Here is a 22,437-nt window from a genome sequence, read left to right as displayed (position 1 = left end):
AACTATTTCGATGCCGCTAATTTGCGGACCGAAGATAAACAAGGAGTGAAGCAATGAGACTTGTGCATTGGTCTATCGTAGCAGCGCTGATCGCGCTTGCATATGGTATTTTCCTTATTATTTCGATAATGAAAAAACCAGAGGGTGAAGGCAAACAGAAAGATATTGCTAAGGCTATCCGCGAGGGTTCCGCCGCTTTTATTAAACGGGAATATAGAACAGTCGCAATTGTTGCCGCAATTCTTTTCGTAATCCTTTGGCTCGCACTAGGTAAACTGACTGCATTCGGATTTCTGATTGGCGCAATCAGTTCGGCACTCGCCGGGTACATCGGAATGAATGTTTCGGTGCGTACCAACGTCCGAACAGCGGAAGCGGCCAGATCCGGAATTAAGAAAGCTTTTGATATTGCTTTTCAAGGTGGTGCAGTAACGGGGTTCATGGTAGTTGGCCTCGGGTTACTGTCTGTCGCCGGTTTTTATTTTATTACTTCAGATCTTAAAGCTCTGGTTGGTTTGGGTCTGGGCGGATCACTGATTTCTGTGTTTGCCCGTTTAGGTGGTGGTATCTTTACCAAGGGTGCGGATGTCGGAGCGGATTTAGTGGGTAAGGTTGAAGCCGGTATTCCGGAAGATGATCCACGCAACCCGGCCGTGATCGCGGATAATGTCGGTGATAATGTCGGTGACTGCGCCGGTATGGCCGCGGACCTATTTGAGACTTATGCAGTTTCAACAATTGCCGCGATGTTACTGGGCTCACTGATATTCAAAAGTGACAGTGTGTTACAACAGACAGCAGTTGAGTTCCCGTTGATTCTGGGCGGACTGGCGATTATCGCTTCGGTGATCGGCAGTTTCTTTGTCCGGCTAAACAATAACAAACCCAACATCATGGGCGCGCTGTATAAAGGAATAATTGTCAGCGGTTTAGTCGCGGCAGTTCTTTTTTACTTTGCGACTGATAATGCATTTGGCGACAAACCTTATGCCATGAGTATATTTTATGCCAGTTTAATAGGATTAGTGATTACCGGGTTAATTGTAGTGATTACAGAATATTACACATCAAAAGAATACCGTCCGGTTAAGAGTATCGCCAAATCATCAGAGGGTGGTCACGGAACAAATATTATTACAGGAATATCAGTCAGCATGGAATCAACTTTCTTGCCGGTACTGGTGATTGTCGGCGGAATATTGGCCAGCTATATGTTACTTGGCGATTATGATCTTGGTCTCTATGGAATTTCCATTGCAACCATGGCGATGCTTTCTTTAACAGGAATTATTGTTGCCATCGATTCCTTTGGCCCGATTACTGATAACGCCGGCGGAATTGCCGAGATGTCCGACATGCCGGAATCGGTCAGAGCGGTAACTGATCCACTGGATTCAGTGGGCAACACAACTAAAGCAGTTACAAAGGGGTATGCAATCGCCTCAGCCGGCTTGGCTGCGATGGTGTTGTTTGCATCATATGTACAGGAAATTATGGATAAAGGAATTGATGCTCAATTTGCTTTGAGTAATCATAATGTTCTGATCGGTCTGTTCATCGGCGGTTCCCTACCATATTTATTCGGTTCAGTCGCGATGCGCTCTGTTGGCCGGGCTGCAACCAGTGTGGTTGAAGAAGTGCGCAGACAGTTTCGTGAGATTAAGGGGATTATGGAAGGTACTGCCAAACCGGAATACGGCAAAGCAGTTGATATTGTAACTAAGGCGGCATTGAAAGAAATGATATTTCCGGCAGCAATCCCGGTTGTTGCGCCAATTGCCGTTGGATTTTTATTAGGGATCGACGCGCTGGGCGGAATGTTGATCGGTTCAATCATTACCGGTGTCTTTGTCGCACTATCAATGACAGCGGGCGGAGCGGCTTGGGACAATGCCAAGAAATATATTGAAGACGGGCATTACGGCGGAAAAAATTCTCCGGCGCATCAGGCGGCGGTTACCGGCGACACAGTCGGCGATCCGTATAAAGATACGGCCGGTCCGGCGATCAACCCGATGATCAAAGTGATCAATGTAGTAGCACTGCTGATTGTTGGTTTGTTAATCTAGGATCGATTGGTAGAAATAAAAAAAAGGGCCGTGGGGAACCATGGTCCTTTCGATTTGGGTGAATGAACGATTAGGTGGATTGTGCCGTGCGACTGGCGATCCAGTCGGAGAGTACCCGGGTAGCCGGAGTGTCTTCGCCCGCTTCGTACTGAGCGATAACTCTCCGAATGACGCATTCGTCTTCAGTCAGAGAATTGGACTGGTGTACCTGGTCCAGGTGCTGTTGGCGAACGGTCGCCTCAGCAAGTGTGAGCCCGTCGCGCAGTGACATGGTTTCGCTCCTTAGCTTGCCTGCGGTGCAGGCTCCGGTTTCGGTTCGATTCTCACGGGAGCCCCGAATCCTTCCGGCTGGGGGTAGTTGTCACCGTTGACGGTGAACTGATCGGAGAAGATCGGGAATTTCGACCGAATTGCGTCAGCGTCTTCTTCGCCGACGTAGTTGAGGATATCCTCCGGTGGAATGCAGACTGTCCGCGTAACCCAACCTTCGGGAGTGTCGTGACGTTCGCAGAGGAACGCCTCGCGTCCCTGAATCAGGACACAGAGCGGATGTCCATGTGAATGGTGACCGGATGCTTCGGCGCGGACGCACAGTGCGTGAAAAACCTGATTGCTAGTTGGGCTGGCCATGGGGTTCCTCCCGGCTGGAGTGACTTGTTAAAACAAAAACTTCCCCTAAGGAAAGCATCTGACTTCTATCATCTTCCCCGCATTGGGCCGGAGTTAGCACCCATTCCTCCTTGGAGAGGGTTGCTGGATTCAGTTTTTAGCAGGCCGGTCCTGCGTATTCCCGCAAAGGCGGGATCTGAATCACTCTTGATAACTTGAACAAATTGTCAATGTAATTACCATACTAGAGTATTATCCAAGACACGTCAAGATACTTTTAAAAAGGTCGATAAAATGGTAAAATAACCCTGATTTATCATATGTAAAACGATAATTGATGATTCTTTTAGCCTATTTATATTTTATGTTGCCCGGCATTTTTGCTAATATGATGCCGGTTTTGATGAAAGAACACTGGAAGTGGCTGGCGCATCCGGTTGATTTTAATTTTAAATGGTTTGACGGCAAAAACCTGCTCGGTGATCATAAAACTTGGCGAGGTCTAATCAGTGGGACTTCTATTAGTATAATAATTGTTGCGATTCAAAAATGGTTGATGCAGTTTGAAACATTTGAAAAGATCAGCATATTTCCTTATGATCAATATTCGGTATGGCTTGTAGGTTTCTTAATCGGGTTCGGCGCACTGTTCGGTGATATGGTCAAAAGTTTTATCAAAAGGCGGGTGGGTATTGCGCCGGGAAAAAAGTTTATGCCCTGGGACCAGATAGATGCTGCTGTTGGGGCGATCGCTTTAGTATCAATTATTTGGCCGGTCGGTTGGGTACGCTCTTTGGCGCTGATTGTATTCACTTTTGTTTTGCATATTCTGGTGCGCAATATCGGTTACTATTTAAAAATCAACAAGCGATGGTAGAAAGACAGAAAGATACGATATTTTTTCATTTAACGCGGATTTTGTTGACGCCGATTATTATGTTGCGGATAAAAAAAATTACCGGCATAGAAAATATACCGACAAAGGGGCCATACATCATTGCTGCCAACCATGTAAGTTTTATGGACCCGCTGTTAATCGCTTTTATTACGGGGCGTCATAGCAGAACCAAACCAAGATTTATCAGTAAAATAGAATTAAAAAAGTTTTTTGGTAGTCTGGTTGGAGAACGGTGGTTTGGGATGATTTATGTTGATAAAGAAAACCCGGGGCGCTGTTTGGAAATAGCGTCGGATCATCTGAAACAGGGAGGAATAGTCGGAATATTCCCGGAGGGGCACAGGCACTATGATGATACGATCGGCAGAGGGAGAACAGGGGTGGCTCGTCTGGCACTATGGGCGAAGTGCCCGGTAATCCCCGTCGGCTATATTGGTCCGAACGATAAAGATGTGAAGTTATTGTCATTAATTTTTTGCAGAAAACATGAAATCAGAATAAATTTTGGACAACCGATGACCTTTGATTCATATTATGATCAGGAATTAAATAAAGATATACTGCACGAAATTACCGGACAGGTTTTAGAAAAAATTTCTCTTCTGACCGGCAAGCCGATAGAAAATATTCATCCGATTGAAAAAGCAAAAAAAATAAACAGACCTTATATCTATTGGCATATGCGGGAGGTGCATGAAGATACAATACGAGAAGCGATCAGTAAAGGTACGAGCATCGAATTGGATATAGCATATGATGATCAAACCGGTAAAATATATGTTGGGCACCCAAAAGAGTATTATGTTAAAAATAATTTGCCTCTACCCCAAAACATTGATATAGACACAGCCGTGAAAATGCTGGATAAAGCTCCGGACGTTGTATTGATTTTGGATTGTAAACATAAAAATGCGTTACCAAAAATTAAAAAAATTATTCAACAGCTTGGGGCGCATCGATGCATTGTTTATTCATTTATCAAAGAATGGTCCGAGCCATATCCTGATAATGTTAAAAAAGAAGCACACTGGGAGGCTGAAGATGTGTCTTATGATGCGGTAAAGGATATAATTATTAAAACAGGTGTAAAAACAATCGGAGCGATACATGCCTTGTCAGAACAGAGGATGCGAGATGAAAAATTGTTGGATCGAGCATTAACGATGGCAGATGGATTTGAATCGGTAAGCGTATATCTACCTGGCATTAAATTACCACCAGAAGAATTTTCCAGGCAAATTATTGAAGCTGGATACTTACCATGGATAAACCAAGACGAAGTAGTGAAAAGCGGAAAGAAATGTGATTTTGTATATATCGGGATGACTGATAACTCTGATCGTGCTACAGTTAATAAAGAATTTTAAAAAATTAAATATTGATTAAAAAACATGTACGAAAACTGGAAAAAACTTGCCCATAGTTCAAGAGATGAACAAAGAAGGATCCAAAATAAAAAACTACGGGCGCTGATGAAGTACCAGATTCCCTTCCATCCTTATTATCGGGAATTGCTGGAAAAAAATAAACTGAGTTTTGATGATATTAAAACGACCGATGATCTGGTTAAACTGCCTTTTACATCCAAAGAAGATCTCGCACCAACAGAAGATGACAGGGCAAAACCGAAGCGGTTTATGCTCCAACCGGATGAGCATATGATCAAAAAATATGCTTCCAAGGGAACCTTGCTGAAAATCGTCTGGGGTAAAATTACCGGTAAAGATATTAAAAGGGAATCGGGCAGGGAATACAAACCGATCCATTTGCATTTTACTACCGGACGAACGGCACTTCCTACACCTTTTGGTTATTCGGAAAGGGATCTCACATATCTTAAAGAATCAGCAAACCGTCTGATTGATGTGATTAATGTCAGCCGAGATAACGTGGCTATCAATGCTTTCCCGTATTCACCGCATTTGGCGTTTTGGTTGGCTTACTATGGTTTCACAACAATCGGTATGACATCACTAGCCACCGGCGGTGGTAAGGTGATGGGGACTCAAAAAATAATGGATGCGATCCAGAATATGAAAGCCGGCTTAGTGGCGTTTATTCCTGGCTATAGTTATCATCTGCTGCGCGAAGCGGTCAAACAGAAAAGAGATTTTTCAAACTTAAAATATATTATTTTCGGGGGGGAGCGTGTCAGTCCGGGACTCCGTATTAAAGTTAAAGAGCTATTGACGCAAGTAGGCGCAAAGGATGTGCAAATTTTTGCGACTTATGCTTTAACTGAAGGTAAGACCGCCTGGATCCAGTGTGCGGAAGATTCCGGCTATCATACCTATCCGGACCTGGAATTTTTTGAGGTGATTGACAAAGACGGCAAGCGGGTTGAGGAAGGTCAGTCGGGCGAATTGGTTTATACTGCCTTGGATTGGAGAGGCTCGCTGGTACTTCGTTATAAGACCGGCGATATGGTCCAGGGGATTGAATACGGACAATGTGCCTTCTGCGGTAAAACTGTACCAAGAATTAAAATGGATATTCAGCGGTCTTCGGATGTTAAAGAATTTCATCTTACTAAATTGAAAGGCGAGCTAGTAAATCTGAACATATTATATCCTCTATTGTCCGGTATGAAAGAGGTTGAAGAATGGCAAGTGGAGATTCGAAAGAAAAATAATGATCCATATGAAATTGACGAAATCGTTGTCTATCTTTGTCCCAAAGAAGGGATGTCATATGAAGATCTGTCAGAGGAAATAAAGAAAAAAATCCATAACGACATGTTCATTCAGGTTCTTACTGAGAAAAGGGATCTGAAATCCCTCCTGGATCAGCTGGGTATGGAAACCGAATTAAAGGAAAAAAGAATAGTAGATAACCGGCCAAAAAACTAAAATATCCTAAAAGCGGGTTATATCAAGGCCCGTTTTTTGTTTGCATTTGCAAAAAACCCCTAATCCGCTATAATGCCCTTACTTAACTTCCTTAAAGAATAAAGGATTTTTTTTATGCAAATAACAAAGAACCAGCTGCCAAAAGGTCAAATGGAATTAACCATTGAGCTTCCGGCTGAAGAATTAGAGAAATATTACCAGGCGGCACTCAAAAAGATCGGTGCCGGTATCCGCATTGACGGATTCAGGCCAGGTAAGGTGCCGGATGATGTGGTAATAAAAAAGGTGGGAGCGGACCAGATTATGGCCGAGGCCGCTGATTTTGCGATCCAGATGAGTATTGGTCAAGCGATTGAACAGGAAAAAATAATTATCATTTCAACACCAAAGATTGATATAATCAAACAGGCTTTAGGCAATCCCTTTATCTATAAAGCAACCGTGTCACTGCTGCCGACTGTAGAAATTGGAGATTATAAATCAGTAAAAGTCAAAAAGAAGAAAGTGGTAGTAGATCCGAAAGAATTGGGGAAAGCGGTGGATGATTTAAGAAAGATGCGCAGTAAAGAAGCTCTCGTTGACCGGGAAGTACAAAAAGGTGATAAAGCGGAAGTAGATATTGAAGTATTTCAAAATAAAGTTCCCATCGAAGGCGGACAGGGTAAGAACCAGCCGATTATCATCGGCGAGGGAAATTTCATCCCCGGGTTTGAAGATAAATTGATTGGGATGAAAAAAGGTGAAACCAAGGAATTTGAACTGAAGTTTCCGAAGGAATATTTCCAAAAAATCCTGGCCGGTAAACCGGCCGAGTTCCGGATTAAAGTGAATGGAGTTTTCAAGATTGAAAAACCGGAAGCCAATGATGAATTTGCGAAATCATTCGGTCCGTTCAAGTCGATTAAGGATCTGGAAGACCAGATCAGTAAAAACTTGCTTCAGGAATTGGAAAACAAAGAACGTCAGCGGGTTGAGCTGGAAATGCTGGAGTCCATTGCGGGCAAAAGCAAGTTCGGTGAATTTCCGGAAGACCTGGTGGCTTCCGAAATAGACAAAATGATTCACGAATTACGTCACGATTTTGAAAATCAGGGATTGAAATACGAAGACTATCTACAGAGTATCAAAAAAACTGAAGCAGAACTGAGAACGTCCTTTGAACCGCGGGCGGAAAAGAGAGTTAGGACAGCGTTGTTGATCCGGAAAGTTTCTGAACTGGAAAAAATCGAAGCGACGGAAGCGGAGATTCATGAAGAAATAGATAAGAGCAAAAAAATGTACGAACAGCAGGGTAATGATGAAATGTTAAAACAGCTAGACTATCCTGACTATCACAGTTTCGTAAAAAATGTGATGGTCAATCAGAAAGTGATTGATATGCTTTACAAGCTGGCTACTCAAGAGTAATTAAAAAACCACCCTGGTTACGTTTGTTAGGGTGGTTTTTGGTTATAAAATGATCCTTGACATCCTCTGCAAGTTTGTTTAAGATACACAACTTTGCTTAAGGAGGGTGTGTACATCCAGAAAGAGAGGGACGCGCATGAGAAACGTGGTTCTGGTAGTAATGCTGTTCTGTACAGCGAGCGCCATGGCTCAGACGGGGGAATATTTTCCTGTTCTGCATGCCGGCGGTTACGGTCAGATTCAGGATGCGGGGCAGGGCTTCGAACTACGCCGGCTTCGGCCATTCCTTACCGCGAGTATGGACAGTCTCACACTGTTCGGTGAGGCGCAGGTGGGGAAGAACACAATCCCACTTCAGGTCTATCTCGAATACCGGATGACTCTGCCTATCTTAGGCAGGAGCAAATTGCGTCTGGGTCAGTTCACCAACCCGATGATGCAGGTTGAATCCTCGCCGGGGAAAAAGCGGTTCGTAGCCTATGCGTTGACGGACTATTACATTACTGACCAGTATGACATCGGCGTATCGATCCTGTTCGCGAATCGGCTCGGATCATTCCAGTCGTGCGTATTCAACGGATCGGGACATAATGTCCCGGACGACAACCAGTCACGCGACTTCACAGCATCTGTTACGTCGTCCTGGATTGGACCACTGCGTCTCTCCGGAGCATTTCAGTCCGGTCGTCAGCCGCCGGGTGAGCGTACACTGTATTACGGCAAGTTGTCGGTTTGTCCGGCATCTGGACTGAGTGTGGAATCCGCCATGCTGTGGCGGAGAGATTTCCAACACAGCCGGGGCTGGCTGGTTACTGCTGTGGCGGATTTGAACGAATCATTCGCACTGACCGCGCGCTGTACCCAGCGGACTCAATTTGCACTACTGACGATGGCACAAGAACAACTGGTGACGGATGATGTCGAGGTTGTTGTCGGTGCCGAGCTACGACAGGGGGCACTGAAGTTCCAACCCAATCTGGTGCTTCAGCAGCACAGCCACCCGACAATTATCTGGTCTGTGCAGTTCGATCTCAACTGAAGATCGGGCATGTTCTTTCGCTAGAGTCAATTGCTCATACTGCATGCGACTCTTTTTTTATATGCGAGCAGAATATAATATGCAGTCTGTATCAGGCCGACATTGATTAATCATGTTTTCATGTTAATATAAATATGCGTCCAAAACCGGAAGGGAGGTGACGTATGATTCACTGGACGGCCCAGATCGCCTGAAAGTCAGCGTCGAGAGGAGCGTCTCTCCGTCCCCGATCTGTTTCGGGGAAAAGGCAAGGATACGGAGCCGGACCACACTGCGCCGAGGCAAACACTCCCCTTGCGAGAGAAGGGTCGCTATCATTTCTTTCTCCACAGAGAGAGCTCGAGCTCCTTTTCCCCCGCCTGAAAAGGCGAATGGTAGGGAAATGCATCACGCATTTTCGGCTATCGCCTGGCTAGCCCAGGAAGAGGGACAAATGATCCCAGTCAGGCACAGGGCGGCTTCATCTTCGTTGCCGCCTCTTTTTTATTTATACAATATGATTAAGTCTTGACATGAAACATATTTTATGATATCCTATCGTGTCGTCACAATGTCATTCGTGGCGACTAGTGATGACTGTTCACTCGTGTCAGTGGACAAAAGGATGAAAGGGTGAGCGTAATGCTAACAATCGGATTGTTCGGGACCTGTGGATCAAGTACCTGGCGCGCGAAGTTCATCAAGCTGTACCAGGATCTTGGTGTCGCTTTCTTCAATCCCCAAGTCGAGGACTGGACCCCCGAATGTGCCGTGGAGGAAGCACAGCATCTCGCTGAGGATGCAGTCATCCTCTTCCCCGTGACCGACGAGTCCTACGGGACCGGGTCGCTGGCTGAAACCGGGTTCAGCATCCTGAACGCCATCCGGCTCGATGATCATCGGGAGTTCGTCATCATGATCGATGACAAGCTGAACGATGAGCTCAACGATCCCGTTGCGCGCAAGGAGAGTCTGCGCGCACGCGCACTCGTGCGCGAACACCTTCGCAAGCTCCGGCTTGCCAATGTGTTTCTGGTCGATTCCCTGGACGAGATGCTCGAACTGAGCCTCGTGCTCTATCGGGCACAAGAACTGCGGGAGCCTTTCCGCAAGTACAATCCTCACCATCGTCCGCGTTAAGCATCGTTGCTGTTTATGAGAGTTTTAGGCGATACCTCTGCAGGGTCGCCTTTTTTCTTTGTATAAAAAAACGCAAGGGTCAGCTTGCGTTAGAGTTCTGGGATCCGATTGGTCCAGATCGCCCAGATCCAGGCGAAGGTGAAAATGATCAGAAAGAACTGCACAGTAAGTATTGGCCATAACCATTTGGCAAAATAGAGTTTGTTACCTTGAGTTGTGTGTAGATCATAAAGAAGGAACCAGGCAGGAACCAGACCGAAAATAATGCCGACAAATGACGCGATGGTGCGCCGTACGAGCCTTCTGATTCTGCGTTTCGAGAGCAATATTATTCTCCTTGAGTCGCGGGTGTCGGTTCTCTGCTGAAAGGCAGTTGGCATAACATAACACGGTGCAAAAAATCTGTCAAAATAAAAAAAACCATCCCAAAGGGAGGAATGGATTAGGAAAGAGCGTTGATATTTGGTGGAGAGGGGATCTCCGGCTGGGATTTTAACCCCAGACACCCTCCGTGGAGGATGCTGTCCAAAACGAAGACCCCCTGCTCCACGTATGACTAAAGAAATTATATATTTTATGAATGGAAAGTCAACTTTCTATAATTGGTTACGTTTTGGTGAGAATAAAAAAAGCCATTCCAAATGGTGGAGTGGCGGGAAAGAGCGGGATGAAGTCAGTCGCGGAGGATGTTCACGGTGACTTCCTGGATAATGGTGGACTCGCCGTTCTTGATGCGGACGGTCCACTTCTCATTGGTCTTGTCCAGGGTTACGACCCGACGGGCGAACACCAGAGGGAACGAGTCACGGGGCAGGAAAAACACGAAGCTGATGTGTTCTTCTTCCTCCTGGTCGATGGCCCATTCGGAGATCACGGTGACCTTCAGCACGAAACCGGGGTTGCCGGGAATGGTGATCTGGATTATGTCTCCGAATTTCGGGAGTTGAGTGTTGCCAATAAACGTCATTAGTTTCCTCCCTGAACAAACAGGTGATTCAGTTGTCCTCACCGTGAGCACAACTGAAGACTGTCTAGGAGGAGGTTGTGGAATTTATCATGATTGAATCATAGTGTCAATGGATATAAACATAGTACCCGCCAGAGGCGGATTTATTTTGTATATGCAGAATAAAAAAACGCAAGGGGTTAGTCTTGCGCGGATTTTTCCGATGGGAGAATCCTGGCGAGATGTGCGGTGTGCGCTTTGTGAAAATGACTCAGGTCGGAGCCTACCTTTAGGATGCTGTCGTCACCCTCGCGCAGATCGGTGGGCCTGATCTGGCGGGAACGGAAAAGAAATTGGATCACGCCGAAGTTGGCAAGAACGTTGCCTTCACGGCAACCGCGGAATGCCGTAATGGCACGTTCTTTGGGGTCCGCGATACGGGACAGTGCTTGGAATGTGTCCACGTCTTCGGGCTTGATGCCCAATTCCTCGTGGGTAACGAACCCTGTTTGGATTAGGGTACGCAATACCCTAGCATGTGCTACGTCTCCCATGAGGCAGTGCACAAGGTATTCAAAAGCGTGTCGCTTCTTTCCATCGTCAGCCACGACTGGCTCCTTCCACCATTAAAATGTGCGGGTTTAGGTTCATGCTAATTTGCACTAACCTGAGTCGCCATAATAACAATGAAATAGTTCAATGTCAATTTTGTCGGCATCTGCTATAATTAGGCTATGAATATTGGCGCCCATGTATCCATAGCCGGCGGAATGGAAAATGCTCCGCTGAATGCCTTTACTGAAAACTGTGAATGTTTCCAGATGTTTTCGCGTTCACCGCGCGGAGGCAAAGCACCTGAAATCAACGATGAAGTTGTAAAAAAATTTCAGAAAAATATTAAAGCTAGCGGACTAGGTAAGGCGTATATTCACACACCTTACTATATTAATTTAGCTTCAAAACAGGATCGGGTTCGGAACGGTTCTATCAGTATTATTCGTGAGGAATTGGATCGCGCCTCGCAATTAGGTGTTGTAGCAGTAATGACCCACTTAGGCTCATCAAAGGATTTTACGCGAGCAAAAGCACTGCAAATGGTAATAGACGGAATAAAAGAATTACTGAAAGGATATACTGGTAAAGCGACTTTTTTATTGGAGATTGCTGCTGGCTCCGGGAGTGTTATCGGTGACAGTTTCGAGGAGATTGGCAGGATTATAAAAAAAGTAAATCATAAAAAAGTGGCAGTTTGTTTTGATACGGCACACGCGTTTGCTTCCGGTTATGATTTGCGGACTAAAAAAGATGTTGATGAAACACTCAAGAAGTTTGATGAGGTTGTCGGGATTGATTTGTTGCAATTAATCCACGCCAATGATTCTAAAGTAGAACTAAACGCCAAGGTTGACCGGCATGAACATATCGGCCAAGGAGAGATTGGCAAAGATGGATTTGAGGCGTTAATCAACCATCCGAAATTAAGAAATGTAGATTTTATTCTGGAAACTCCTGCCGAAGGCAGAGAAAATGATATTAAATTATTAAAACAGTTGCGTAAAAAATAGTGAGAGCAAAAGAAATATTCAATCAGTACCAAAAATATCTGAAACCTTACGACCCGCGCTTTGTCAGTAAGGATTTTTTGCAACTGCACCGGGTCAAATCACTGCTTCAGAAAATGGGCAGTCCCGAAAAAAAACTGATCGGTGTGCAGGTAGCTGGCACAAAAGGAAAGGGTTCTGCCGTGGCATTTCTAGAAAAGATTCTGAGGGAAGCTGGGTATAAGACCGGATCATTTTATTCTCCGTATTTAGTATCGCCCAGTGAAAGGATTATGATCAACGGTAGGCCGATTACTCTTCGGAGAGTGAAAAAAATCGGCGACCGGATGATCCCCTTACTGAAAGAAATCGGCAAACGCGGAGATCACGTTACATTTTTTGAGTTTACTACCGCTCTGGCGGTCCAGTATTTCGCCGAAGAAAAAACAGATGTAGTTGTTATCGAAGTGGGCATGGGCGGTCGGCTAGATGCAACAACGGCGGTTGGTTTGAAAAATAAAATCATTACCAATATTAGCTTTGATCACACAAAATCCCTGGGTAATACAATTACCAAAATAGCGGGAGAAAAGGCCGGCATAATCCAAAACAATGACGCAGTTTCAACAGCAGCTAAGGGTAACGCGCTGAAAGTAATAAAAAATAAAGTGAAAGCTAAAAAAGCCTCATTGATTAATATTAACAAGGATCTAAAATATTCAATCAAAAAAGTCGATTTGACCGGTACTTATATTAATATCAGTTATCAGGGTGATATATATCGAAATCTGAGACTGTCCTTGATCGGCAGGCATCAGGCGGAAAACTTTGCCTGTGCTTTTGCTTCCGCCAGGCAACTTAGTAATCAGGGTTTTGTGATACCGCCACAGGCTATTATTAAAGCTGCCGGAAACACCGCGCACGAGGCAAGATTCCAGATCTGGCAGAAAAATCCCATGGTGATCCTGGACGGTGCGCATAATCTATTCAGCATCAGGGCATTAGTCAAGGCACTGCATGACGTGGGTGTTAAACCGCATAATACTGTTTTTCTAGTCAGTATAAAGAACACGAAAAAACAGGTACCGGCTATATTGCGTACGCTGGCAAAATTTTCTGATAAACTGATTTTTCCGGATGTAACGAAGATTGATGATCTTAGGGATTTTTATCGTGCATCAAAATTAAAAAAATATTATCCAAAAGGGATAATTACCGCTTCATTGGATGATGGTATCGTGATGGCGAAGAGATTGGCGGGGAATAATGGAACAGTAATTGTTACCGGCTCACTTTATACTATCGGTGAAATCTTGAAGGAAAAAAAATGAGGCGACCTCTGAAGATGTTGCGATCTTAAGTTGTTGGTCGCCTTTTTTGTGTTTCGTCCGGTGGGGACGAACGATATGCAAATCATGCGTGTGCTCCCATGGATTCGGTTCCATTGATGCCGTGCTTCGTTGCTCGGACGGCAAATGCCGCGTCGAGGGCTTTAGGGTCGATGGTCAGCATCTCCATGTCGGTGTGCAGATTAGTGCACTTACCGGTCATCCGCTCGACGCGGACGGAAATCTCACCTTGCCTACCCCAAGGGATGGTAACGTCGATGCATGCGCCGAGCTCCTGGTCCTGAATGGACCGGATGTACCTATAGATCTCGGCGATGATGAGCTGCCTGGTCATGGTAACCCTCCTGTGCTGTGCGTTCCGAATGAACGCGTCATCGGACGAGGAGAGTGTTGGTGGGGAACGACTCACCGTTTCTGGTTGTGGGGGAAGATGGAGTTAGGAAGCGCCTGGCTGATCTCGCTGGTGGGGAGGGTTCCGACCACCTGACCGTCCGAGGTGCAGATGCCGGTAAGGCGGTCCACGGCAACGTGAACAGTTTTCCCGCTGTTGTCGGGAATTCGGACCGTCAGACCTCCGTTTTCCGAAATGTGAGTGACTCCGCTCAGGTTGTTGAGGGCTGTAATAATACTGGTCGAGTCAATCGTCATGATGACACCTCCCTGTCTTTGGGTTGAGGATCGTGGTTTGTACCGAAAGTCGTTTGTTTTTTGGGTATATTCCGCATGATTCACTTATCAAGGAACGATTGGTACTTTATCGTAATAAAGCACTTTAATTAAGTAAAGATATATCATTGTCACAAAGTTGTCAAGTTTCTGGTTAATATTTTGTTGAAAGTGTGTTAAAATTATGAGGGATAGAGAGGCTACTATTATTTATAACCGATAAATATATCGTAATAACATGAAAAGGACGGTTGCTTCGAGCGATCTGATGAAAACACTTCTTCCAACTGTAACACTTTTTGGTCTAGATTGTATTAACATAGATAGATTAATTCAAGCAGCGGAAATCTGCATGAAAGATTTTAACTTCGGCAAGATAAAATTACTCACTTCTTTGCGCAGTGATAATATAAATGTTGTTGCTATTGATCCAATAAATAGTATTGAGGCTTATAACCATTTTATGATCAAAGATATCAATAGCTATATAAATACCGATTTTGTTTTGGTAATACAGTATGATGGATTTATTCTTAACCCTTCTGCGTGGTCTGATAAATTTCTGAGCTATGATTATATTGGCTCTCCATGGTGGGAAAATAAAAAATATACAGTCGGGAATGGCGGGTTTAGTTTGCGAAGTAAAAAACTACTCAAATTATTACAAAAAGATGATTCTATCCAAATACCAGATAAAGACCCAGAAGACTGGTTTATCTCTGTTAAGATTCGTGATTATCTAGAAAAGAAAGGCATAGTGTTTGCGCCAATTGAGTTAGCTAAACAGTTTTCCTTTGAATCTAATGAGAAAGATGGTATCGATTGGACAAACCAATTTGGTTTCCATGGTTTAACATGGACGAACATTTCGAAGTGGTTGCGGGAGAACCAAAAATATGGAATAGAAAATCCTTTGGATGAGTGGGCTCTGAGAGTACAAAAGAAGTTTAACCCCAAATAGTATGAAAAAAATTATAGTGTTGATTGGCTATCCGGGAGCGGGCAAAACGACATTTGCCAATGCTTTTATGAAAAAATACCCGAATTTCAAACTGCATGATGTTTATGAATATATTAAGAAATATAAGGATGAGAGTGGTAAATTGAGGGATGAAAGTTTGGCAATCAAGGCATATGAGGAAATGTATGCTGACTTAGGAAAGCTTAACCAAGACGTTATTCTGGAATTAGGTACTAATCATCATGATTTTAATGCCGAGCAGCTGAAAAAAATCGATAACACTGTAGATTTAAATATTTTTCTTTGTCTATTATCAAAGGAGGAGTGTTTATTAAGAGAAGAAAAAAGGGATAGAGTAATTGATAAGGAAGCTTTGATGAAAAAATTCGAACGCAATTTCCCGGAAGTTCATGAAGTGGCACTCGAAAAAATAGGGCTGGACTATCACTATCTTCAAATGGGCCAACCTGTAGAAGAACAAATTCAATTTGTTGAGGGCATAATCGGAAATTAATATTTACAGTTAACCAATTAACATTGAGACAACATATCATGAAGCAAGTAGCCATAAGAGCGGCAAGAGAGGCCGGTGCATCTTTATTAAAGAGATTTCACAATATTTCTTCCAAAGATGTGCAGTTTAAAGATAAACATGAAATAGTGACGTCGGAAGATTATCGGGCGGAAAAAATTGTTTTAAAACATATAAAGAAGAATTATCCTGATCATAGTGTGTTGAGCGAAGAAGGTGGTGGCAAAAAAAGAAAATCAGAGTACCTTTGGGTTGTTGATCCGCTGGATGGCACTACAAACTATTCTATGGGCAATCCGTTGTACGCTGTTTCAATCGCGGTTTTTAAAAATGACGAGGTAGTGCTCGGGGTTGTCTACGCACCGTTCATGAAAGAACTTTATGTTGCGGAAAAAGGTAAAGGTGCATTTTTGAACGGCAAGAAATTAAAGGTGTCCAAGTTAAGTACCGTCGGAGAATCAATGCTTACTTATTGTCATGGCCACAGGACAGAGGACAGGAAAAGGGCAATCGCAATTTACAGCAGACTAAAACATGATGGCCGAGATATCCGACAACTGGGCGCTGCGTCAATCGAACTCGGTTTTGTCGCGGACGGTCGGACGGAAACAATCGTGATCCCTGGCGCTCATCCTTGGGATGTAGGTGCGGGCGTCTTATTAGTCAGGGAGGCCGGTGGTAAGGTGACGGACTTCAAGGGTAATGAGTGGAGCTTGAGCTCGAAAGATATGCTTGCCTCAAACGGTAAGGTGCATAATAATTTACTGAAGATAGTTAGCAGGTACTGATTGATAAATTCGAGATCGGCCACCATTTTTGTTGATAAAAGAAGTAGCAATCCTATAATTTGCCGAAAACCAGACATCGTATAGTCGATTGGCTGGCTTGTTGGTTTTGGCTAATATATTGCTTATAACGGACCAAGTGGCTATAATGATAGTGTTGTTTAATGTTTTTTTGCAGGATCAATTATATAAAATATAATAATTTTATGATTAATACTGACAGAATACGAAAATCCTTTCCGGCGATAAAGTACGGGAGGGTGCTTTCTAATAATGCAGCGAGTACGCAGGCCCCGGTCCAGTTATTGGATTTGCTGAAAAGACTCATTGTAAAATATGACAATGTCCATCGGGGTCAGTCGCAGTCCTCAATAGAAACTACGGAATTATTTGAATCATCTTATGATACTATTGCTCAGTTTATTGGCGCTCCATCCAAAAGGAATATAATTTTATACAGAAATACAACGGAAGCGATTAATTCAGTCATGTATTCTCTAATGACCGAGTTTAGAGACGGAGATAATGTAGTCACGACATTTATGGAACATAATTCAAATTACGTTCCATGGTATGGATTGACGAAAGAAATATTACCAAAGTTCGGGGTGAATGTTGAATGCAGGATAGCAAAATTTGATAAAGAAACTGGACAGCTGGACCTCGCGCATTTAAAATCAATTGTGGATGAAAGAACGAAACTGATTTGCTGTACCGGGGCATCAAATTTTTTGGGTACTAAGAATCCGGTCAAAGAAATCAGGGCGATTGCCGATACCAGCGGATATAGTCAGCCGAATGGAGAAAAAAAATCATTACTTTTAATTGACGGTGCGCAGATGGTCCCAAATGTTTTTGTGGATGTGAAAGAATTGGGCGTGGATTTTCTGGCTTGGTCTTTTCATAAAATTATGTCACCCTTTGGTGTCGGCGCGCTGTATGCCAGAGAAGAACTATTAGAACAAATGAAACCATTTCTTTATGGCGGTGACATGATCGCGGAAGGGAAGGTTGCGCCGGAGAAAGTGGAATACAATGTGCTCCCCTGGAAGTTCACCGCGGGCACCCCTAATATCTTAGGGACGATTTTATCCGCTCAGACTTTGAGGCTGTTGATGGATTTTGCCTTGAATAACGGGAAGAGTTTGTATTTTATGACTGGAAAAAAATTGGATATCTCAGATATTAGAAAGACGATGAATGTTGTTGAAGTTCATGAGAAGGAATTAATTGGTGAAGCACTGACAATATTGTCACAAATCCCTTCGTTAAAAATATACGGACCGAAGGACCCGGGAGCCAGGACCTGTCTGGTGGCTTTTAACCATCCGGACATAAGCCCGTTTAAGATAGCGGAAGAATTAAACAAGCTGGATATTGAATCCAGAGCCGGATGCCATTGTGCCACTCTGGCTCATCACTTTTATGAATTGAATCCCCCGGCCAGCTGCAGATTAAGCTTCTATATATATAATAATATTAAAGATGTGCGAAAGGCGTGTTTGGCTGTTGGTAAAATTATCGAGGACAATAAATTATCCGTTAAATAAAAAAATATGCAACAATGTTCAATTTATGATAAATCTCTGAAATTTTCCCGGGCTACTTATGGTGTTCTGGTTCTGCTCGCTTTTTTCATTCATAATAAATGGTTGGTTTTAATTGTGGCGCTTTTGGCGATTTTTGGTGCTTTTTCCTTAAAACTGAACATCCCATATCAAATTCACGCCATGGTTTCTAAAGGTATTTTTAAGAAAAAAGTTGAACCAATACAGAAAGAATTGGGGGAGTTGAATTTTGTTGCCGCCGCTACCGGGGTGCTGCTGTTGGTCGGTTTTTTGCTTTTACATTTCACCGAGCTGACTAATTTTGCCTGGATTTACATACTGGTTGTTGATCTAATGATCTTTCTGGCCTGTCTGGTCGGGTTTTGCGTTGCGACGCTGATGTATATAGTTTTAAAAAAGATTTTTAGCAAAAATAAAATCAGCTCTTAATTAATGAGCAAAATAAAAAAACAAAACGGGGAAAAAGAAATTGGAAAGAGTTGTTATCTTAATAGAAACTGTTGGTTGGTAAATAATCTTAATTCTCTTCCCTATAAACGTTGCCAGTATTGTGAATTAAGATTCCGCAAATGCTTGTTTTTGCAGTATCAGGTGATCAGTATGGTTCTGATTTGTTTTTCTTTCCTGTTATTTTATCTGGTTGATAAAAATATTTCTGTTTCAGCTATCATTATAATTTTTTCCCTGGTCATCGTTTATGGCTATTTCTTCAATAAGAGCACGGAGAAAATAATTAAATCTAATTTTTTTGAAAAGAAAACGAAGGAAAGTCTAAAGCAGCTTTCAAATGAACTGGAAGACAGGGTTAAAGAACAAACCAGAGAAATCCAGAAAAAGGCCGACCGCATGATGAAGCTTATTGAGATGCGTTCTGAATTTTTGGACATCGCTTCACATCAATTGAGAACACCCACGTCAGTTATTAAGGGTACATTGGCCATGCTGAGAGATGGTGATCTGGACAAAATGAAACAAATAGAAAAAGCTAAGTTCATTGACGGGATGTATCAGAAGAGTATTAAACTGGAGGAGATAATCAATGATATCTTAATGGCTTCAGAGATGGATACGGCCGGTGAAAAGGCAATGAGTTTAAGTGATAAATTTGATTTAACTGAACTGATTGAAAAGATAGTCGTGCAGCACAGTCTGGATATTAAGAATAAGAAGTTGAAGCTTGTCTGGCGCAAACCGGCGAAACCAATGATGATGCGTGGCAGTTTAAGGTATATTGAGGAGGCGATCAATAATATTTTGGACAATGCAATCAAATATACAAACAAGGGTACGATCTCAGTATTTTTAGTAAAGAAAAAAACAAAAGCAATTTTGACAGTGCAGGATACCGGTATTGGCATTCCGGAGGAGGATCAGAATAAGGTTTTTAAGAAATTTATCAGAGCGAGTAACGCCAGGAGCGCCTATACTGATGGTTCCGGATTGGGGCTGTTTATTGTGAAGGGGATAATTGATAAACATCCGGGAGCAAAAATTTGGATGGAGAGTACAGAAAATAAGGGGACCAAATTTTGTGTGGAATTTAATCTTTTGGCAAAATCTAAATAATCAAAGTGACTGCCAGGAAATATAAAATTTTGATGATAGAAGATGATGTAAATCAGGCCCAGTTGTATGGTGCAAAATTTCGCTTGGAAAGTTATGACTTCATCTCTGCCGAAGGCGGTGAATCCGGTTGTAAAATGGCTCGGGAACAAAAGCCGGATGTAATTCTTTTGGATATAATTCTTTTCAATGAGGACGGTATGCAGGTACTTAGAGAAATAAAGCAGAATATAAAGACTGAAAGTATCCCGGTGATTGTGTTTTCAAATCTGGACAAAAAGGAAGTTGTTGACGAGGCATTGAAACTGGGCGCGGTAGATTATATAATAAAGTCAAAAGTAGTTCCAGCTCAAATTGTGGAGAAGGTGGCGACATTAACCGGTAAATAGATCAACAACAATCCTATGACCGAATTAGAAAAAATTGCTGAACAAATCAAAATATGCCAGAAGTGTGTATTGTTCGAAAAAAGAACGCATGCAGTGCCCGGTTCCGGCAATCCGAATGCTGATTTAATGTTCGTCGGTGAAGGCCCCGGTAAAAATGAAGATGAGCAAGGACTTCCTTTTGTCGGACAGGCGGGGAAATTTCTGGAGGAAATGCTGAATACGATCGGGATGAAACGGGAGGATGTATTTATCACTAATGTTGTTAAGTGCCGACCGCCGGAAAATCGTGATCCGTTGCCAGAAGAAGTGCAGACTTGCTCGGGCAGTTATTTATACGCACAAATAAAGATAATCAAACCAAAATTAATCATCACACTCGGCCGGCACGCGATGGAGTTTTTTATTCCCGGGAGATTTATATCTGACATACATGGCCAGCCAAAAAGACTGATTAATGAATCAACAGGAGAAAAACAGACTTACCTCCCGCTCTATCATCCGGCGGCCGCTTTGTATAACGGCGGTCTGCGCGAAACTTTGATTAAGGATTTTAAAAAGATTCCGAAGATTTTGGAAAAAATAGATACACTATGAAAGAATTAAGTCCATTAGCGGAGAGATTGAGGCCACAAAAATTATCGGAATTTTTTGGGCAGGAACATATTCTGGCCAAAGATAAGATATTGGAACAGATGATTGCCAATCAGACGCTTGCATCTTTGATCTTCTGGGGGCCGCCGGGGATCGGTAAAACAACTCTAGCCAGGATACTCAGTAATGAATTTAAGTGCCGGTTTGTCGCCAGTAGTGCCGTCTTGATTGGAGTGGCTGAAATAAAAAAGATCGCTGAAAATGCAAAACAAGATGCGGAATTCTTGAAACAGAAAACAATTCTATTTCTGGATGAAATACACAGATTTAATAAAGCTCAGCAGGACGTATTATTACCTTATGTAGAGAAGGGAATTTTGACGCTGATCGGCGCTACAACAGAGAATCCGTCTTTTACTATTAACTCAGCGCTGTTATCCAGATCCAGAGTGCTGACTTTTAAGCCATTATCCGGAAGTGATCAGGAAAAAATTATTAACCTGGCGCTGAAAGATAAAACGCGCGGACTGGGCGAGCAAAAATTAAAAATAAACCGTAAAGGGAAGAATGTTCTGATTAAATTTTCCGGTGGTGATGCGCGCAGTCTTTTAACTACGATTGAGATCGCCAGTAATGGAAAGAAGAACTATGAATTGAATGAAAAAGATATAAAAGAAGCAATCCAGAATACCATTTTATACTACGATAAAAATGGTGAAGAGCATTACAATATTATTTCCGCTTTGCATAAATGTTTGAGAGACTCGGATGCAGACGCGGCCCTTTATTGGCTGGCCAGAATGCTGGAAGCCGGCGAGGATCCATTATATGTTGCCAGGAGGCTGGTACGCTTTGCTTCGGAAGATATCGGCTTGGCGGATAACAAAGCTTTGGTTTATGCCAATGCCGCGAAAGACGCCGTGCACTTTATTGGTATGCCCGAAGGCAAGCTTGCTCTGGCGCAGGTGGTGGTTTATCTGGCCCAGGCAAAAAAATCTAATACTCTCTATACTGCCTACGAGAAAGCGGCGAGAGACGCACAAGAAACCAGCAGTCTGGGTGTGCCATTGGTCCTGCGCAATGCACCGACAAAATTAATGAAAGATTTAAATTACGGCAAGGATTACAAATATGCGCCGAACAGCAGTGCAGAAGAAATAAAAAATCAGCAACACTGGCCGGATGATTTTGGCCCGAAGAAATATTTTGAAAAATAAATTGAAATTCTGAAATAGAAAAAATGCCCCCAGATGTTTGGGGTCATTTTTATTTTGTGGTAGGCGAGGTGGGACTCGAACCCACAAGGTGGATAAACACCAATGGATTTTAAGTCCATCGCGTATACCAGTTCCGCCACTCGCCCTTATGCTTTGGTCTATTGGTATCTTTAAATAATTTAGAGGCGTTGATTTCCATTCTTCGCCAAGGCTTCGAATGGCATCCTTCGCAAGCGAAGGATGGAGCGGGTGAGCGGATTCGAACCGCCGACCTTTTCCTTGGCAAGGAAACGTTCTAGCCAACTGAACTACACCCGCATTTAACCTTTGGAGGCCTGG

General features: G+C 43.3%; 24 protein-coding genes and 2 tRNA genes. 19 read left to right on the top strand and 7 right to left on the bottom strand.

Annotation, left to right across the window (positions count from 1 at the left end; translation table 11 throughout):
- Positions 1–53: 53 nt before the first annotated feature.
- Positions 54–2,069 carry a sodium-translocating pyrophosphatase gene (locus tag WCW66_04910; protein MFA6392057.1) on the top strand — a complete coding sequence of 672 codons (2,016 nt, stop codon included), beginning with the start codon at positions 54–56 and terminating at the stop codon, positions 2,067–2,069.
- 282 nt (positions 2,070–2,351) lie between these two features.
- Here the strand turns inward: WCW66_04910 and WCW66_04905 are convergent, their stop codons facing one another.
- A complete protein-coding gene (locus WCW66_04905) occupies positions 2,352–2,699 on the bottom strand; it encodes a hypothetical protein (protein ID MFA6392056.1) in 348 nt (115 codons plus the stop codon).
- 316 nt (positions 2,700–3,015) lie between these two features.
- Here WCW66_04905 and WCW66_04900 point away from each other — a divergent pair, with 316 nt between their 5' ends.
- The 6 genes from WCW66_04900 to WCW66_04875 all read left to right on the top strand — a co-directional run bounded on the left by WCW66_04900 (position 3,016) and on the right by WCW66_04875 (position 9,990).
- Positions 3,016–3,555 carry a CDP-archaeol synthase gene (locus tag WCW66_04900; protein ID MFA6392055.1) on the top strand — a complete coding sequence of 180 codons (540 nt, stop codon included), beginning with the start codon at positions 3,016–3,018 and terminating at the stop codon, positions 3,553–3,555.
- Positions 3,549–4,943, top strand: coding sequence for a lysophospholipid acyltransferase family protein (locus tag WCW66_04895; GenBank protein ID MFA6392054.1), 1,395 nt, complete (start codon positions 3,549–3,551; stop codon positions 4,941–4,943). The genes WCW66_04900 and WCW66_04895 overlap by 7 nt, the downstream gene beginning before the upstream one ends.
- 24 nt (positions 4,944–4,967) lie before the next feature.
- Complete coding sequence (locus WCW66_04890) at positions 4,968–6,425, top strand: AMP-binding protein (protein MFA6392053.1); 1,458 nt, start codon at positions 4,968–4,970, stop codon at positions 6,423–6,425.
- A 114-nt stretch (positions 6,426–6,539) separates the two neighbouring features.
- Entirely contained in the window at positions 6,540–7,832 is a 1,293-nt protein-coding gene (tig, locus tag WCW66_04885) for a trigger factor (GenBank protein MFA6392052.1), read from the top strand.
- A 160-nt stretch (positions 7,833–7,992) separates the two neighbouring features.
- Positions 7,993–8,871 carry a hypothetical protein gene (locus WCW66_04880; protein ID MFA6392051.1) on the top strand — a complete coding sequence of 293 codons (879 nt, stop codon included), beginning with the start codon at positions 7,993–7,995 and terminating at the stop codon, positions 8,869–8,871.
- 621 nt (positions 8,872–9,492) lie between these two features.
- A complete protein-coding gene (locus tag WCW66_04875) occupies positions 9,493–9,990 on the top strand; it encodes a hypothetical protein (protein MFA6392050.1) in 498 nt (165 codons plus the stop codon).
- A gap of 89 nt (positions 9,991–10,079) precedes the next feature.
- On the opposite strand, the gene WCW66_04870 is transcribed toward WCW66_04875, so the two are convergent.
- The 3 genes from WCW66_04870 to WCW66_04860 all read right to left on the bottom strand — a co-directional run bounded on the left by WCW66_04870 (position 10,080) and on the right by WCW66_04860 (position 11,544).
- Positions 10,080–10,370, bottom strand: coding sequence for a hypothetical protein (locus tag WCW66_04870; protein MFA6392049.1), 291 nt, complete (start codon positions 10,368–10,370; stop codon positions 10,080–10,082).
- A gap of 293 nt (positions 10,371–10,663) precedes the next feature.
- Entirely contained in the window at positions 10,664–10,957 is a 294-nt protein-coding gene (locus WCW66_04865) for a hypothetical protein (GenBank protein MFA6392048.1), read from the bottom strand.
- A gap of 179 nt (positions 10,958–11,136) precedes the next feature.
- Complete coding sequence (locus WCW66_04860) at positions 11,137–11,544, bottom strand: hypothetical protein (GenBank protein ID MFA6392047.1); 408 nt, start codon at positions 11,542–11,544, stop codon at positions 11,137–11,139.
- 126 nt (positions 11,545–11,670) lie between these two features.
- Here WCW66_04860 and WCW66_04855 point away from each other — a divergent pair, with 126 nt between their 5' ends.
- Together WCW66_04855 and WCW66_04850 are read left to right on the top strand one after the other, a co-directional pair.
- Positions 11,671–12,501 (top strand): deoxyribonuclease IV, encoded by an 831-nt coding sequence (locus WCW66_04855; protein MFA6392046.1) that lies wholly within the window; start codon positions 11,671–11,673, stop codon positions 12,499–12,501.
- On the top strand, positions 12,501–13,808 hold the full coding sequence (locus WCW66_04850) for a Mur ligase family protein (GenBank protein ID MFA6392045.1): 1,308 nt from the start codon (positions 12,501–12,503) through the stop codon (positions 13,806–13,808). Before WCW66_04855 ends, WCW66_04850 begins: the two co-directional genes overlap by 1 nt.
- Positions 13,809–13,890: 82 nt before the next feature.
- Here the strand turns inward: WCW66_04850 and WCW66_04845 are convergent, their stop codons facing one another.
- A complete protein-coding gene (locus tag WCW66_04845) occupies positions 13,891–14,160 on the bottom strand; it encodes a hypothetical protein (GenBank protein MFA6392044.1) in 270 nt (89 codons plus the stop codon).
- Positions 14,161–14,219: 59 nt separating this feature from the next.
- On the opposite strand from WCW66_04845, the gene WCW66_04840 reads away from it, so the two are divergent.
- The 10 genes from WCW66_04840 to WCW66_04795 all read left to right on the top strand — a co-directional run bounded on the left by WCW66_04840 (position 14,220) and on the right by WCW66_04795 (position 22,098).
- Positions 14,220–14,501, top strand: coding sequence for a hypothetical protein (locus tag WCW66_04840; GenBank protein ID MFA6392043.1), 282 nt, complete (start codon positions 14,220–14,222; stop codon positions 14,499–14,501).
- 229 nt (positions 14,502–14,730) lie between these two features.
- Positions 14,731–15,453: a DUF5672 family protein gene (locus tag WCW66_04835; GenBank protein MFA6392042.1), complete on the top strand. Its 723-nt coding sequence runs from the start codon at positions 14,731–14,733 to the stop codon at positions 15,451–15,453.
- Between the two features lies 1 nt (position 15,454).
- Positions 15,455–15,967: a hypothetical protein gene (locus WCW66_04830; GenBank protein ID MFA6392041.1), complete on the top strand. Its 513-nt coding sequence runs from the start codon at positions 15,455–15,457 to the stop codon at positions 15,965–15,967.
- Between the two features lie 38 nt (positions 15,968–16,005).
- Complete coding sequence (locus tag WCW66_04825; GenBank protein ID MFA6392040.1) at positions 16,006–16,773, top strand: inositol monophosphatase family protein; 768 nt, start codon at positions 16,006–16,008, stop codon at positions 16,771–16,773.
- A gap of 203 nt (positions 16,774–16,976) precedes the next feature.
- Positions 16,977–18,320 carry an aminotransferase class V-fold PLP-dependent enzyme gene (locus WCW66_04820; protein MFA6392039.1) on the top strand — a complete coding sequence of 448 codons (1,344 nt, stop codon included), beginning with the start codon at positions 16,977–16,979 and terminating at the stop codon, positions 18,318–18,320.
- Between the two features lie 6 nt (positions 18,321–18,326).
- Positions 18,327–18,767 (top strand): DUF4395 family protein, encoded by a 441-nt coding sequence (locus tag WCW66_04815; protein MFA6392038.1) that lies wholly within the window; start codon positions 18,327–18,329, stop codon positions 18,765–18,767.
- A 3-nt stretch (positions 18,768–18,770) separates the two neighbouring features.
- The gene (locus WCW66_04810) at positions 18,771–19,904 is read left to right on the top strand and encodes a HAMP domain-containing sensor histidine kinase (protein ID MFA6392037.1); all 1,134 of its coding nucleotides are present in this window, start codon (positions 18,771–18,773) and stop codon (positions 19,902–19,904) included.
- A 32-nt stretch (positions 19,905–19,936) separates the two neighbouring features.
- A complete protein-coding gene (locus WCW66_04805; GenBank protein ID MFA6392036.1) occupies positions 19,937–20,290 on the top strand; it encodes a response regulator in 354 nt (117 codons plus the stop codon).
- A gap of 15 nt (positions 20,291–20,305) precedes the next feature.
- A complete protein-coding gene (locus tag WCW66_04800) occupies positions 20,306–20,884 on the top strand; it encodes a uracil-DNA glycosylase (GenBank protein ID MFA6392035.1) in 579 nt (192 codons plus the stop codon).
- Positions 20,881–22,098, top strand: coding sequence for a replication-associated recombination protein A (locus WCW66_04795; protein ID MFA6392034.1), 1,218 nt, complete (start codon positions 20,881–20,883; stop codon positions 22,096–22,098). The genes WCW66_04800 and WCW66_04795 overlap by 4 nt, the downstream gene beginning before the upstream one ends.
- A 57-nt stretch (positions 22,099–22,155) precedes the next feature.
- Here WCW66_04795 and WCW66_04790 read toward each other — a convergent pair.
- Together WCW66_04790 and WCW66_04785 are read right to left on the bottom strand one after the other, a co-directional pair.
- Positions 22,156–22,244 (bottom strand) — tRNA-Leu (locus WCW66_04790).
- 95 nt (positions 22,245–22,339) lie between these two features.
- A tRNA-Gly gene (locus WCW66_04785) sits at positions 22,340–22,416 on the bottom strand.
- Positions 22,417–22,437: the final 21 nt, after the last annotated feature.

Source organism: Patescibacteria group bacterium (genome assembly GCA_041664365.1).
Taxonomy (GTDB): Bacteria; Patescibacteriota; Patescibacteriia; order UM-FILTER-42-10; family UM-FILTER-42-10; genus JAHJEX01.
This window is presented reverse-complemented; position numbering and strand designations above follow the sequence as displayed.